At 59.3% G+C, this 13,382-nt stretch carries 13 protein-coding genes; 9 read left to right on the top strand and 4 right to left on the bottom strand.

Features of this window, described 5'->3' with window-relative positions; all coding sequences use genetic code 11:
* Positions 1-397: 397 nt before the first annotated feature.
* Both ACVWZ8_RS23865 and ACVWZ8_RS23860 read left to right on the top strand, forming a co-directional pair.
* Entirely contained in the window at positions 398-979 is a 582-nt protein-coding gene (locus ACVWZ8_RS23865) for a recombinase family protein (protein WP_354184148.1), read from the top strand.
* A 290-nt stretch (positions 980-1,269) separates the two neighbouring features.
* Entirely contained in the window at positions 1,270-1,875 is a 606-nt protein-coding gene (locus tag ACVWZ8_RS23860; protein WP_354184149.1) for a DNA-binding protein, read from the top strand.
* A 235-nt stretch (positions 1,876-2,110) separates the two neighbouring features.
* Here ACVWZ8_RS23860 and ACVWZ8_RS23855 read toward each other — a convergent pair whose 3' ends face one another.
* A complete protein-coding gene (locus tag ACVWZ8_RS23855; protein ID WP_456506282.1) occupies positions 2,111-3,775 on the bottom strand; it encodes a competence protein CoiA family protein in 1,665 nt (554 codons plus the stop codon).
* A 53-nt stretch (positions 3,776-3,828) separates the two neighbouring features.
* Between ACVWZ8_RS23855 and ACVWZ8_RS23850 the strand changes: the two genes are divergently transcribed.
* The 3 genes from ACVWZ8_RS23850 (at position 3,829) to ACVWZ8_RS23840 (ending at position 6,899) form a co-directional block, all read left to right on the top strand.
* Positions 3,829-3,996 (top strand): hypothetical protein, encoded by a 168-nt coding sequence (locus ACVWZ8_RS23850; RefSeq protein ID WP_456506281.1) that lies wholly within the window; start codon positions 3,829-3,831, stop codon positions 3,994-3,996.
* A 65-nt stretch (positions 3,997-4,061) separates the two neighbouring features.
* Positions 4,062-4,805 carry a TIGR02391 family protein gene (locus ACVWZ8_RS23845; RefSeq protein WP_456506280.1) on the top strand — a complete coding sequence of 248 codons (744 nt, stop codon included), beginning with the start codon at positions 4,062-4,064 and terminating at the stop codon, positions 4,803-4,805.
* Between the two features lie 96 nt (positions 4,806-4,901).
* Complete coding sequence (locus ACVWZ8_RS23840) at positions 4,902-6,899, top strand: SIR2 family protein (protein WP_456506279.1); 1,998 nt, start codon at positions 4,902-4,904, stop codon at positions 6,897-6,899.
* 244 nt (positions 6,900-7,143) lie between these two features.
* Here the strand turns inward: ACVWZ8_RS23840 and ACVWZ8_RS23835 are convergent, their stop codons facing one another.
* The gene (locus tag ACVWZ8_RS23835) at positions 7,144-8,142 is read right to left on the bottom strand and encodes a hypothetical protein (protein ID WP_354184325.1); all 999 of its coding nucleotides are present in this window, start codon (positions 8,140-8,142) and stop codon (positions 7,144-7,146) included.
* 185 nt (positions 8,143-8,327) lie between these two features.
* Between ACVWZ8_RS23835 and ACVWZ8_RS23830 the strand changes: the two genes are divergently transcribed.
* The 3 genes from ACVWZ8_RS23830 to ACVWZ8_RS23820 all read left to right on the top strand — a co-directional run bounded on the left by ACVWZ8_RS23830 (position 8,328) and on the right by ACVWZ8_RS23820 (position 10,335).
* Entirely contained in the window at positions 8,328-8,696 is a 369-nt protein-coding gene (locus ACVWZ8_RS23830) for a hypothetical protein (protein ID WP_456506278.1), read from the top strand.
* Between the two features lie 95 nt (positions 8,697-8,791).
* Entirely contained in the window at positions 8,792-10,033 is a 1,242-nt protein-coding gene (locus ACVWZ8_RS23825) for an IS256 family transposase (protein ID WP_456506277.1), read from the top strand.
* A gap of 47 nt (positions 10,034-10,080) precedes the next feature.
* Entirely contained in the window at positions 10,081-10,335 is a 255-nt protein-coding gene (locus ACVWZ8_RS23820) for a hypothetical protein (RefSeq protein WP_456506276.1), read from the top strand.
* A 262-nt stretch (positions 10,336-10,597) separates the two neighbouring features.
* Here the strand turns inward: ACVWZ8_RS23820 and ACVWZ8_RS23815 are convergent, their stop codons facing one another.
* Positions 10,598-11,482: a hypothetical protein gene (locus ACVWZ8_RS23815; protein ID WP_354184327.1), complete on the bottom strand. Its 885-nt coding sequence runs from the start codon at positions 11,480-11,482 to the stop codon at positions 10,598-10,600.
* 327 nt (positions 11,483-11,809) lie between these two features.
* On the bottom strand, positions 11,810-12,487 hold the full coding sequence (locus tag ACVWZ8_RS23810; RefSeq protein ID WP_354184329.1) for an 8-oxoguanine DNA glycosylase OGG fold protein: 678 nt from the start codon (positions 12,485-12,487) through the stop codon (positions 11,810-11,812).
* A 205-nt stretch (positions 12,488-12,692) separates the two neighbouring features.
* On the opposite strand from ACVWZ8_RS23810, the gene ACVWZ8_RS23805 reads away from it, so the two are divergent.
* On the top strand, positions 12,693-13,382 hold a 690-nt coding region (locus ACVWZ8_RS23805; protein ID WP_456506275.1), incomplete at its 3' end, for a DNA methyltransferase.

Below are 13,382 nucleotides of genomic sequence, written 5' to 3'. Positions count from 1 at the left end.
TCGTAGAGGACCACACTCCGCTATAACCACATCGCGACTAACCGGCGTAGACCGCCCTTCCGCGACCTCCGCACCGCCTGTGCGTGCAGCCCGTAGGACGGTCGTCAAGCGGCGCAGCCAGGCATGTTTTCTTGCATCAGTGCCGCTGCCAACCTCGATACGCACGTTTACCCCGCACGATGAAGGTGCCCTAAACGCTACACACCAGATTGTCTCGAAACCCTTGGGTTATGAGGCGTCTCGCCGACTGAACGACGGCGGGTAACGGCGGTCCCGAATTTACGTGGGATCGTATGAGTTCGTCCGCACCTGGCGATTCTCGTAACTATGTCTCGAAACCTTGTGGTTGGATCGGTGTATTCACCGTTAGTTACGAGACACGTCCCGGAGCAGCCCCATGACGAAACTGATCGGCTACGCGCGTGTTTCGACGCGGCAGCAGTCCACCGACCGGCAGCAGGTGGATCTTCTGGCCGCCGGCGTCCGACGCGATGACCTTTACGTTGATCACGGCGTGTCTGGGGCGCGAGCTTCACGACCCGAGTTCGATCTGGCCCTGGGCGCGCTGATCGCTGGCGACACCCTCGTCATCACGACATTGGACCGGCTTGGACGATCCACCCAGAACCTGCTTGCCTTCGCCGACGAACTCCGGGGTAGAGGCGCGGGCTTGCGCGTCCTGAACCTCGGGGGTGGCGACGTCGACACCGCGACACCCATGGGCTCGATGTTGTTCACGATCATGGCCGCTCTCGCGCAGATGGAACACGAGATCAAGCGCGAACGCGTTACCGATTCCATTAGCAAACGGCGTGAAGCCGGGAAGGATCTTGGCGGCCGACCCCGCCGGGTTACTGACAGTCAGATTAGAAGCGCTGTCCGCCTGGTTGAAGGCGGGGACCCCGCTGCGCAGGTTGCCCGCGATCTCGGAATGTCCAGAGCAACGTTCTATAGACGGTCGCGGGCACTCACAAACTAGGCCGTGTCGCCAGCGTCCTTGAAGTGGCGAAGACCCCTGGTGGGGGAGCGGCGCCCGCTGGGGGCTCCGTCTCAATTTCGGTGAGCGGGGGCCTCCCGCTTGGCTATTCAAGCCCAACCAACCTGGGCCGGGCCAGCGGGCCGGCCCACCCTGGCGGCCCGCTGGCCCACCCCTCCGGCGATCCCGTGAGGTTGGCGCCGGGACCGCGGGGAGACGCAACGTGGTTGTAGGATGGTAGTAGGAGTAGTAGTTTTGCTACTACTCCTACTACTATTTGAAGGGTTATCGCCGTGACGTTGAGCGTTAAAGACCGTGTGTTTGCTGCTGCGGAGCAGATCAGTGACGAGCGCCGGCCTACGGTGTCCACCGTGCGTGCGGCGGCGGGTGTGAGCAACGCTGATGCGACGCGCTATCTGAAGGAATGGGCGGAGGAAAAGCAGTCCGCCGGCGGGCAGGTCGCGGCGACGCCGGCGGTGCTGCTGGAACAGGCGGCCCGTCTGGCCGGTGCGGTCTGGGCGGAAGCGTCCGGTGTGGCGAACGAGCGCCATGCCGCGGCGGAAGCGATCTGGGTTCAGGAGAAGAAGGACTTGAACCAGGAGGTCGCCGAGCTGGTCAAAGACCTGGACACGGCATCGACTGAAAATGAAACAGCTGTTAGGGACTTCCAGGCCCGGATCGCCGAGCTTGAAAGTCAGGGCGCGGCGATGGCGGAGCAGCTGAAGGCCGCGCGGTCCGCGGAGAGTGACGCGGCGGCCGCTGCAGCCTCCGCTGTGACCCGGGCGGCCGCGGCCGAGGCCCGGGCGGGAGCTCTCCAGGAAGCCCACGATGCTCTGCTCCAGCGCATCACACCAGAAACTCCCCGGCATGCCACACAGGAGGAGCAGCCCGAGGCCTAAGGCCAAGATGGCGGGGGCGTTCACCGAGTGCCTCTATGGACGTAACCACTCCGGACGACGGTGGAGCGTCCTGAAAGATCCAGCTGTGACGGATCATTGGCGTGGGACTTGTGGGACAACCTGCGGGACAACCAGGTTACGAGGAATTCCGCGGGATTCCGGTTAGTGGGGGAGCGTCCCACAGGGGTGTACCGGGTCCAAGGAAATGGGACTCCTTGAATCGGGTTTGCAAAACCTAACCTGTTTCCCTTGGGTAGCGCTCTCCCAACAGCTCCGGGAGATTGTCATGGAGCCCCTGTCTCCGACGGGCAGCTGAAACGTCTAGAACATGGCCGTTGTCGAGGAGGCTCACTGCAATGAATAGGGCATTGGCTAACTCCTTCAGCGTCATGTATTCCACCGGCTTCACTCCAGGCATTTCCGTCACTTTGTTGGGGGAGTGACTCCTAGCGGCCAGCACTCGGAGGCGGGCTTCCGACCAGCTTTCCTGCTGTGCCGGCTGCCTGGGAGCCTTGTCCACCTCGCTATTAGGTGGGATTGCAGGGCGTGATTCTGGTGCGGGTCCTCCGGTGGTTGGGGCCATCGTTACAGGTGGCGACTGCTTGGGGCGTAGCTGCCTTTGTGCCGCGTCGGCTGACCTCTGCAGGCGCTTGCTATTTGCCGCACTTCCTGAATCATGCGACTGCGGCCCGGTCGTTGCCCTTGCCGCCGCCCTTGTCCCTTTCGGAGGAATGGGAGAAAGCACGTCAGTGAGGAGTTCCCGGCTGTGCCAGACTCGTGCGACCTGACCATCAGGAAATGATGCGGCAGTTGGGTCTTTGGGTGACTGGCTACAGAATCCGATGCCCTGATCTCTACACATATGTGTGGCCCGTAAGGCCGAGGCCTTCAGCGGGATGGGAGCAGGCTCTGGCATGACATACTCGTGCCAGTTCCGGATTTCCTCCGTCATGGGAATGTCGCCCTGGAGGTAGCCGCAAGAAGGGCAGGTGTAGCCGAGGTAGGCGTGCCCGGCTGCATTGCTGTTCTTCATGCGAAGTGGTGCTGGTCTGGCCAAGTCGCTTTCGGCATAGAGGGCTTTGAGGATGACCGGCCAGGCGGCCTTCTCAGCGCGGTCTTCCAGGTGCAGTCTGCCGAAGTACTCTGCTCCTACGGTGCCCTTTAGGCCGCACCGTGTTTCGACCTGGACGCGCTCAAGACGGCAGATCGTCATCCATGCTCGGCATTCGCTGCGGAAGCACTTCTTCATGCCGGTTGAGATGCTGAATGCGGTGACGGTGGCGTCAATGAATTGCAGATGGTGTCCGGTCAGAGCGCTGCGGATAGCTGAAGTTAGATCTACATCTCCGCCCGGTTCACCGAGGTTGGTTGTCGGGGTTTCGATGATGACTTTATCTGCGGAATCTACGATCACATAAGACGGGACTCGTGCTGCATTCTGCCTGTTGAGTGGTGCGACAAGCCAAATACATTCGAGGCCAGACGCTTTGTAGCGTTCTTGCCTCCGGACGAATTCTGCCGGTTGTTGCGGGGAAAGCTGTATCTCTATGGCGACTCGTCGTCCCTCCTTTTCCGCTAATACGTCCGCAATCCAGCTGCGCTGGGGACCAGCGTATTCGAGAGTGGCAGTCCATCCGCACACTTTTACCGCAGCTTCCACCGCGGCCTTAAGCGCCAGATGTTCAGGACTTTCCGGCCCACCTGCATGAAGTGTGCAATCAGCGCCAGGCTTGTGTGCGAAGTACTGAAAACCGAGTTTGGATGTCTTGGGGACACCAGGTTGACCGCAGGTCATCGTAAGAGTTCGTTGCTTATAGACCGACTTGAGAACGGCCCATTCATCTGCTGAAAGCTGATGGGCCTCGGTCCTCGAACCATTGAGATGTGCAACGAGCGGCATAATGTTTTCCCCCACAACTTGGCCAGATCGTCCAGCCTTCTATGGATTCCGGCGTGAACGACTGGCTGGCCAACCTAATTGCAGACAGTGTGACACCTGCCACTGACAGAATTGTGGATGCGAGGGAGCCACGTCATCGTCCCAGTCTCAAGGAAGTGGAATGCGCCAGCGATGGCGATGAAGTTCCCCGTCTGGAACTTGACGGCGCTATTTCGCTGTAACGGTCTGGACGTCTCCGCATGCGAGGATGGCTCCCAGTTCCGATGATTTTTATAGAGGAGAATTGGTGGCTGGACTGGACGCTCAGTGGGCTGAACAAGAAATTGACCAGTTTCTGCAGGTGACGGCTCAGGTCAGCCCTAACCAGTCGGGTTCGGGTGTCTATTACATGGGAACGGTTATGCGCGGCTCGCAGAGTGCAGCGAGCGAAGCAGCCGTTGTGGTCGAGCAGATTCTGGATCGCGTGTTGCCGGCAGGCTGGGCCAGTGGTCGGCCGAACCCGGACACCAAATATAGGTGGCTGCGAGACCAAGCTTCGAGAGCGAAAGCCTTGCTGAAGAGGGCTGATGAGATCGCCCAGCGTCTTGGGGGCGGTGCGCCGGAGATGAACGCAAGCGCACTACATGAATGGGCCTGGGGCAGTGGCAAAGCGTTCTGGAACACGGGTCATTTCCACCAAGCTGTAATGCAGGCGGCTATCCGAGTGAACGCAGAAACGCAAAACAAAGTTGGACGCAAAAACGTTTCTGAAACCAAGCTATTCAACGAAGTTCTCAGCCTCGAATCCCCCAAAGTTGGCGCGCCCCGTTTGCGTCTAATGAAGGATGACTCAAGCGATACCTATAAAAATCTTCACAGGGGTGCCCGTGCGCTGGCAGAGGGACTTTACGCCGCTATTCGTAACCCTGGCATGCACCAGCCTGCAGGGCCAACGGATGAGCATTTGGCGCTGGAACAGCTGGCTGCGTTCAGCATTCTTGCCCGCTGGGTTGACCAAGCCGAGCTCGAAACCTACCGAGCAGAGGCATGACCGGGGAGTGCAGGCCAATCCTGTCCCGTTTCCTAGGAAGTGGGACACGTTCCATTAGTGTGATGCCCGCTGTCTCAGCCTCGTTATCGTGATTCCATGACGACTGCCACCCTTGACGAGGACACACTGTTATCACTTGCCTTTTCTCTGCGGGCAAACCCAGGGGCATACGCAGTACTCCTTGGCGCTGGCGTTTCTGCCCCGAGCGGAATCCTGACTGCCTGGGGTGTAGTGACCGATCTGATCTCCCGGGTTGCCGTGCTTGTCGGAGAAGACGAACCTGAGGATCCTGCGGCGTGGTACGAAGCACGTTTTGGCGAGGAAGCCAGGTACGAAAATTTGCTGGAGAAGCTGGCGCCGTCCCAGCTTGAGCGACAACGGCTCTTGCGTGAATACTTCGAACCGGCCGATCCTGACGATGAATCCGAGGCGAGAAAGCCTACGTTGGCGCATAGGTCGATCGCCAAGCTGGTCAAAGCCGGGGCCTTGCGGGTTCTGGTCACGCTTAACTTCGACAGGCTTTTGGAGCAGGCAATCAGGGATGAAGGCATTGAGCCGACAATCGTTGCGTCGGCGGGCGACGTGGCGGGATTGGCTCCGCTTCATACTTTGGAATGCTGCATCGTCCATCTACATGGGGACTACCTCAACCCGAGTTCCATGCTGAATACGACGGCAGAACTTGATGTCTATGAACCAGAGATGTTGGAGCTTCTGCGGCATATCCTTCGCGACTATGGCTTGATCATCGCCGGCTGGTCGGCGACCTACGATCCTGCTCTAGTGAGTGCAATCAAAGCGAACTATCCTTCCCGGTACACAATGATGTGGATTGAACCCGGCTTTCAATCCACGTTGGCGGCAGAATTCAGGCAGCTCATGAACGGCTACCTAGTGCCCCTAGATGCAGATACTGCTTTTGGCCGCCTCGCAGACTCCTTGGCCGCCCTGGTGAACCGTGCAGCGCGTCATCCCCTAACAGTCTCGGCAGCTGCGGAGACTGCCAAGAGAGAACTGTCCGGACGGTGGGTTGCCATCCGTTTACACGACACACTGTCTCGGGAATTCGACCGGCTTCGCCGCGTCCCCGAGCTGAACTTAGGGGAAAACCTAACCGAAGCGGAAGACGGCTACTTGGCGATGGTCGGCAGAGTAGAAGAGGCATGCAGGGTACCGGCCACTTTGGTCTCAACCCTTGCGTACTGGGGAAGCGATGACACGGACGGCTGGTGGATAGAAGAGCTCGATCGATTCTCACATCAGCTGAGGGCCTCTGGCCTCGTGAAACTTCTTCGGATGAACCATATAGCCGGCTCTATTCTGTTCTACGCTGCCGGTATCGCCGCCGTCGCCTCCAAGCGCTACCCCCTGCTGCGCCGCTTATTATCACGGGAGGCGCCAAGCGGGCACAGGGATGAGGATGAGCTGCTGGCGTGCATCTTCGGCACGGACCGGGCTCTGGAAAACGAGTCTCCCCGGCTCTACGGTTTTCTCCGCCCTGTACTTTCTGAAGCTCTCTCTATCAGCTCCGAAGCGCTGGAGGATGCGTGGCAGCAGTTTGAGGTCCTTCGAAACGCGAAAATAGCAATGGTCCACAAGAATTTCCCTGATGCTTGGGAAGCTTTCTCGGACGCAGAGAGCGATCTTGACCTAGAGCACAGGATCGGTGCCGAAGGCTCTAGCGGTGACAAGCTCGACGGGGCACGAACACAGATGTTGAGGGAGCGAGACGAAAGACTGATGTGGATTGGCAGGCTTGCGGATCTTTGGAACGTTCACCTTTACGCAGTCGACAGACGACTAAACGAACGCTGGCATGTCCCAGTCGCCGAGCGACTCGTCAAGGAACTTTATACCCAAGGCGATGCACATCCCTTGGTGCGGGCCGGGCTGGGATCTAATTCGAAACAGCTGGCCGTAGCCCTCCGGGGAGTGAGTAAGTTTGCAGGAGACATTGCCAACGAGCTGACTTGGAAGCGACTAAACATCGGAGGAAATCGGGTGGGAGCCGGATTCTTGCCCGACGAAATTTGGATTGATACCGGCATGACAGCTCAGGAACACGCCGTGCACCACGAGGCCGGCTCTCCCTGACTCAGTCCCATTGTGGCTATAGCCCCCACCAAGGTGTTTCGGTTCCAAGGAAGTGGGACAGTCGTCGTTACAGGGGTGCAAGGCCCAGTGCACAGCTTAATTTCAGTCAGATAGAGAATGGGCGTCCGGGCGGCGTGGCAGCGAGTTGCATGAGCGGTAACGCCGATACTGACAGCGAGGCTAAGGAACAGTGCCAGGAACCCGGCACTGACGGCCCGGATCTGGACTTCCTTTTGCTGGATGCCTATGTTCTTGCGAGCTGCTCCTTTAGGACCGTAATGACGGTCGACAGAGCATCTTCATCGAAGCCTTCTGTTCTGCGTTCAAATCTGTGGAGGAAATGATTCTCTCCTCCTTCCGTTTTGCCATCGCGGTGACGCCTTACTTCTTCGACCTTTAGCAAGCCGAACAATTCCAAGGTTTTGCGGGCGCGTGAGTAGGGATCGCGGCCTATGCCGTAGTGGAGGAGTCTGGTTTCGGCTGGGATGCTTACAAAGGGACCGGCCAGACTCCCTTTGCCACAAGCGACCATGAGTAGGAGGGCGAGTTCGGAGTCCTCCAATACGTGGACCCAGGAATTCACAATGAACCCGGATGGCAAGGTGGTCAGGGACTCCTTGGGGCCGGGCACTTTGTAGAGTTGTCGCTCCCTGCTGGAACCTCTCTCATCCAATAGGTCGTAATTTTCGAAGTCGCCTCGCTTGCCCTCGGATCTCGGAAACTGAATGAGTTCTGCTGTCTCCAACCGCTTGAAGCTTGCCCTGACGGATCGGGCTCTCTTGTCCTTTGCTTCGAGCGTTGTCAGTCCGTGGCCCGCTCGCTCTGCGTCAGTTGCGACCAGATCGGTCCAGCCAGGGCGGTCGGTGTTCGCCACGATGGGCAGCCACTGGGGATGTCCTCCAGCTCTCATGGTCTTTTGAGCAATTGCCAGGGCTGTGAGATAGATCCGGAGAGTTGAACCACGGCTTGATGAAATCTCGGTGCAAGGTGGGCGGAGTTCGCGCGGAGGAACCTTTCTGTCCGAGAAATCCCCTGCCGGCGCTTCTTGCAGGTAGATGAATTCGTCGCGGAGGCGGAACCCATGCATGAGCAGGGGTCCTTTTCCCTGAAGAGCGTCAAGTGTCCTGGCCGAGCGTTTGACCGATGCCCCGTAGTTGCCGCTTAGCCTGGCGAGTCTGGCTTCGTATGCCTGACGGTCCTTGGGCGTGGGGAGGCGGGAAAATTCTAGGTTCACGATGCTCATTTTCGACGCCTTTCTACTTCTAGTATTGAACGTCTAAAGCCGCATGATAACCTTCTAGACGTCTTCTTAATGGACTGTCCCACTTGCGGCTTTACCCGTCAGATCATTCTAGTGGATACACGCCACGATCGCCCATACAGTTCTACGTGTTCACCAGTTTGCCTCTACTCAGATATGTGCCACTTATGCCTTCAGAACTTCGCGCCTACCTCGATGAGTCCTCTGCTAACCGCTCAGAGGACTCCCAGGAGTACCTTGTGTGCGCTGCCGTAGTTCCTGATGACTCCGCTGAAGAGCTTCGGGAGCAGTTGCTGGCTTTGCGCCTGAGGGGGCAAATCAAACTGCACTGGACGGACGAAAGTGAAGCGCGCCGGAAGAAGATCGTTGCTGCTGTGAGTGAGCTGACGCCCATGTCCGCGGTCGTGACTCATGTGAGCAGGCGTCAGAACAAGACTGAACGTTTCAGGCGGAAGTGCTTGGAAACGATCTACTACGAGCTTGCCTCCATGGGTGTCCGGGAAGTCATCTGGGTTACGTCCATTAGCGTGGTGTAACGGCCCACCTCGGGCGTGTTGCCAGATGCGAAGGCGGTCACCGCGTGATCCTTGGAAATGACAGTCCAATGTCTTTCCTGAAGGAGAACTCCGCGATGACCGCACCTTATTCTATCGATCCGAGCCGTTTCCTGTCGGAGCAGCTCGAGCAGGCCTCCCCGGACCTGCTCCGTCAGATGCTCCAGACCTTCATCACCGCCCTGATGGGCGCCGAGGCCGACGCCGTCTGCGGCGCCGAATACGGCATGGCCTCGGCGGAGCGGGTGAACTCCCGCAACGGGTACCGGCACCGGGACTTCGACACCCGTGCCGGGACCCTTGACGTCGCCATCCCGAAGCTGCGCCAGGGCACGTATTTCCCCGACTGGCTGCTGGAGCGCCGGCGCCGGGCCGAAGCCGCCCTGACCTCCGTCGTGGCAACCTGCTACCTGCTCGGGGTGAGCACCCGGCGGATGGAGAAACTCGTCGAATCCCTGGGCATCACGCGCCTGTCCAAGTCCCAGGTCTCCATCATGGCCCGGGACCTCGACGAACAGGTCGAGGCGTTCCGGACCCGGCCCCTGGACGCGGGCCCGTACACGTTCGTCGCCGCCGATGCGCTGGTGTTGAAGGTCCGCGAGGGCGGGCGGGTCGCGAACGTCCATGCCCTGGTCGCGACCGGCGTGAACGCCGACGGGCACCGGGAAGTCCTGGGGATCCAGGTGACCTCGTCCGAGGACGGGGCCGGCTGGCTGGGCTTCTTCCGCGACCTCACCGCCCGCGGACTCTCCGGGGTGAAGCTGGTGACCTCCGACGCGCACGCCGGCCTCGTCGCGGCGATCGGGGCGACCCTTCCCGGCGCGTCCTGGCAGCGCTGCCGAACCCATTACGCGGCGAATCTGATGTCCCTCACACCCAAGACCTCCTGGCCCTGGGTGAAAACCCTGCTCCACAGTGTTTACGACCAGCCCGACGCGGACGCCGTGCACGCCCAGTTCGACCGCGTCATCAACGCACTGGAAGAGAAGCTGCCCAAGGCCGCGGACCACCTCGAAGCCGCCCGCGCCGACGTGCTCGCGTTCACGCCCTTCCCGAAGGGCCTCTGGCGCCAGGTGTGGTCCAATAACCCGCAGGAACGCCTCAACCGGGAGATCCGCCGCCGCACCGACGTGGTCGGGATCTTCCCCGACCGGAACTCCCTCATCCGCCTCGTCGGCGCCGTCCTGGCCGAACAACACGACGACTGGATCGAAGCCCGCCGCTACCTCAGCCTCGACCTCATCCAACAGGCCCAGGCCGTCGGCACCCCGACCACAGAGGAGGCAGGGAACACCCCAGAACTGGCGCTCAGCGCCTAAACAAACCAAGGATCACGCGGCAACCGCGTTACACCACGCATTTGGACTTGACCGTCATCTGCGAAGCGCGGATGCCTGCCCAGAACCAAAAGGACATCGCCCATATTGTGGCGCTCAGGGGTCAGAAAGTTGTCGATCGCGACTTCAGCATCAGTCATTGCCGCGGCGGCGACGATCCGCTTCTGTGGATACCTGACATATTCCTGGGCGCCATCAACGCCAAGCATCTGGGACAGGACGCCTACTACGAAGCGTTGAAGGATCTCCTGATACTTGAGCGTAAAACCCCAGAGTCGGCTTAAATGCGAAAGGCCCTAGATCCAGTCGTCCGGCTGGGGTTCAAGGGCCTTCTTCCCAATCCATCGCAATGGCGGGCAGTTATTACGATAGTCGGCCGCTATTAGGTAAGCAAGTGGACTAGGGGCCGGAGCTTGAAGGCAGGTAGGCCCCAGCCAGATCTCTGCCACTTGTCCCCGGGGGACTGGTGAGGTCTGCGGGTGTGCCCGGTCAGCGGGGGTAGGCTGTCCGGCCGCACCCTGGTTCACAATTCCCTGGGAATCAAGCCTATCTTTGGGGCTTCCGGCCGAGTTCCATCGCTCGGTCTCGCAGCTCTGTTGCAAGCGTTGCCGGCATACACCATCCATCGGCCACCTCGGACAGGTAACTCTGGGCTGCCTGCTTACGTTCCGCGGCAGTGCATGCCATTACCCATCGTCGGTGCTGCATCAACGAGAGCGCGATCTCATCGAACCGCGATCGTATGTCCAGGGTCAGGCGCGCGGCTTCGTCGGTGTCGCGTCTGGAGAGTGCACTGAGGGCATAATAGCCGGCTTCACTATTTGGCTCCGGAATGAGGTTCCGGGCGACGGCTGCCCTCTTGTTTCGAGGTGCTGACCTATACGTTGGGTTCTCCATCAGTTCCGCCACGATGCGTCGAACCTCGCTTGCGGTAGCTTCACGCCGTGCTTCATCGTTTGAAGATTCCTCGTCACCAGCTGCGAGAGTTGCTCTGTCGTAGTCCCGTTGCAACTCCTCTGTCCAAGACGCAGACGCGAACCAGCAGCACAGAATTCCGTCCATGGACCAATAGAGAGCAACTCGACATAACTGCCCTTCATACTGCCTTGCAGTATCCAATGTCTGCAAAACTGCATGGTGTGGCTCAACGTCCGAGGAATCGTCATCATCTACCAACTCGGATGGGTCGAACTCTTGATAATCAGGAATCACGAGAACAGTGCCGGAAGCAGCGATCATTTCAATGGTTTTGTCGAGTGGGGCATCCGGTGCCATGAAGTGCATGTCCGCTCGACGGGCCAGCGTGACCGGCACAGGACTTAGCTTCAGGCCCCGCTCAGAGAGCGTAGTTTCCAAACCTTCCCGGATCTCTTCTAAATCCGCAGTCGTCAGACCTTGATCGTTAACAGGCGCAAGTGCCGGGCTGTTCATGGTGAGAGCATAGCGTCCTGTGTCGTCTCAAAAAGGGAGGTGCCCTTGCAAGGAAGTGGGACACCACTGAATGGCATTGGTGGGTGCGATCCACTGATGACCAGGTCGATGCTGAGGAAAAGGGACCGATCTCCTGGAAGGGGGCGGGCACCTTCTACAGCAATGGCTTGAATTCCGTGGTTTCTTGGGTACCCAAGGGCTACGCATACCAGAGCTGGCAAGAGATGAAGACGGGTCGTTTACAGCCGTCCTGAATCGAACGCATCCTGGGTTCGGCTAGAGACGCGACGAAGGATTTCCCTCCGGGGGCTCAAGTCCCCTCCGCGCTCAGTCCCGCCTAAAGATGAGCTGTTCGACCTGCTCGGGTTCAATACCGAGGTCTTCTGCCCATTCGGCCATGCATTCGGTGTATCGGAGGTAGCTACTGGTGCTGTGCCAGGTAAGCCACAGGGGGCCGATCTCTTGGCAGTGGTTCGTGAACCATCCAGCGACGATGCTGTCCATGATCGGGGTGGTAGCCACTTGGTCTGAAGCCTTAGTGGCGAAGCTGATGAACTTTGTCGCGAAGGCGGGTCCCCACTGAGCGAAGAACTTCCTATCGGCTTGTCGTTTGTCTACGACGTGCTCGAACGCAGCGGTCCCGCCATCGGCCATCGCGATCTGAGAGAGGGTATGCAGTTCGACCGCGAAGTACTTTCCCTTTTCAGGGTCCGTGTTCAGACGGATGACCCGTTCGGCACGGTACGGGCCAAAACCGGCCTTAGCGTAGCCCCAGAGGTAGCTGGCGATGTATGCGTCGAGAGCCGAGTCGGGGTCATGGACGAGCTTGAACGTCTCCAGGACGCCAGCGCGGTCAATGGGATTCGGAAGAGCTTCCAAAATGCTGCTGTTGCCGAGGTACTTTTGCCAGTTCTTCTTCTCCCACTCGAAGGCCTCCTGCGATGGACGGCCCTTCGCGTCCCACTTCTGGAATCTTCTTTGCAGGTCATCGGGCACAGCTGTCATGGTGTATCTCCCCCAGATAGATGGTCCACTTACCTTCGCATATGCCACCGGGGTTTCCGGTTAGTGGATATGAGTGGTGAAGACTTTGGCGCCGGCTCTGTGCCACGGACGAAGCTGAAAGACCGCGATTGACCGGTGCCCTACTCATTTGCTGATAGACATGAGGCTGGGTGTCCGTGTGCGCGGCGATTTTCAAGGAGTTTTCATGTCCAAAAGCATGTTCGAGGTCTACTTGAGCGAGGTGACGGACGGAGCTCTGAGGGCGAAGTTGAAGGCCGAATACGAGCGCACCACCAAGAAGTTCGGGCTTGTCTTTGAAAGGCACTCTCCCGAAGGCATCCGGATGCCCCAGGCTCAGGTCCGCCGCGGCCGCACCGTCATCCGTGAAGCCGACGGCACATTCCACAAAGTCCGTGCCATTAGCGGTGACTCTCTGACTCTTTCAGATGAGCACGGGAACGTGACCGAAGAAAAGGTCACGAACGTTACCGCTGCCCGGCAATTCGGCGAAGTGGTCTTCCCTGGTCTGAAGGCCGTGGGTTCCGTGCGCACCGGCAACCCGGAGTCTCCCGCCCAGGTGGTGATCAACGGAGAGAACTTCCACGCCCTCGAAATGCTCGGATACACTCACCGCGAATCAGTGGATCTGATCTATATCGACCCGCCATACAACACGGGCAACAAGACATGGCAGTACAACGACCATTACGTCGGTGAGCAGGACAGCTTCCGACACTCGAAGTGGCTGAGCTTCATGGAACGCCGGTTGACTCTGGCCAAGAAACTCCTGAAGCCCACCGGCGTCATCATCGTGGCCATCGGCGACGAGGAACACCACCGGCTGCGGATGCTCATGGATCAGATCTTCGGCGAAGACAACTTCCTCAGCAATGTT

Source organism: Arthrobacter sp. UYCu723 (assembly GCF_054059215.1).
The sequence above is the reverse complement of the archived record's forward strand: the minus strand, read 5'-3'. Positions and strand labels throughout refer to the sequence as shown.

What these genes read in the sequence shown, in the direction of transcription:
- ACVWZ8_RS23865 (WP_354184148.1), top strand. Translation starts at nt 398, where the DNA reads ATGACGAAACTGATCGGCTACGCGCGTGTTTCGACGCGGCAGCAGTCC.
- ACVWZ8_RS23855 (WP_456506282.1), bottom strand. Translation starts at nt 3,775, where the DNA reads ATGCCGCTCGTTGCACATCTCAATGGTTCGAGGACCGAGGCCCATCAG.
- ACVWZ8_RS23840 (WP_456506279.1), top strand. Translation starts at nt 4,902, where the DNA reads ATGACGACTGCCACCCTTGACGAGGACACACTGTTATCACTTGCCTTT.
- ACVWZ8_RS23835 (WP_354184325.1), bottom strand. Translation starts at nt 8,142, where the DNA reads ATGAGCATCGTGAACCTAGAATTTTCCCGCCTCCCCACGCCCAAGGAC.
- ACVWZ8_RS23830 (WP_456506278.1), top strand. Translation starts at nt 8,328, where the DNA reads ATGCCTTCAGAACTTCGCGCCTACCTCGATGAGTCCTCTGCTAACCGC.
- ACVWZ8_RS23825 (WP_456506277.1), top strand. Translation starts at nt 8,792, where the DNA reads ATGACCGCACCTTATTCTATCGATCCGAGCCGTTTCCTGTCGGAGCAG.
- ACVWZ8_RS23815 (WP_354184327.1), bottom strand. Translation starts at nt 11,482, where the DNA reads ATGAACAGCCCGGCACTTGCGCCTGTTAACGATCAAGGTCTGACGACT.
- ACVWZ8_RS23810 (WP_354184329.1), bottom strand. Translation starts at nt 12,487, where the DNA reads ATGACAGCTGTGCCCGATGACCTGCAAAGAAGATTCCAGAAGTGGGAC.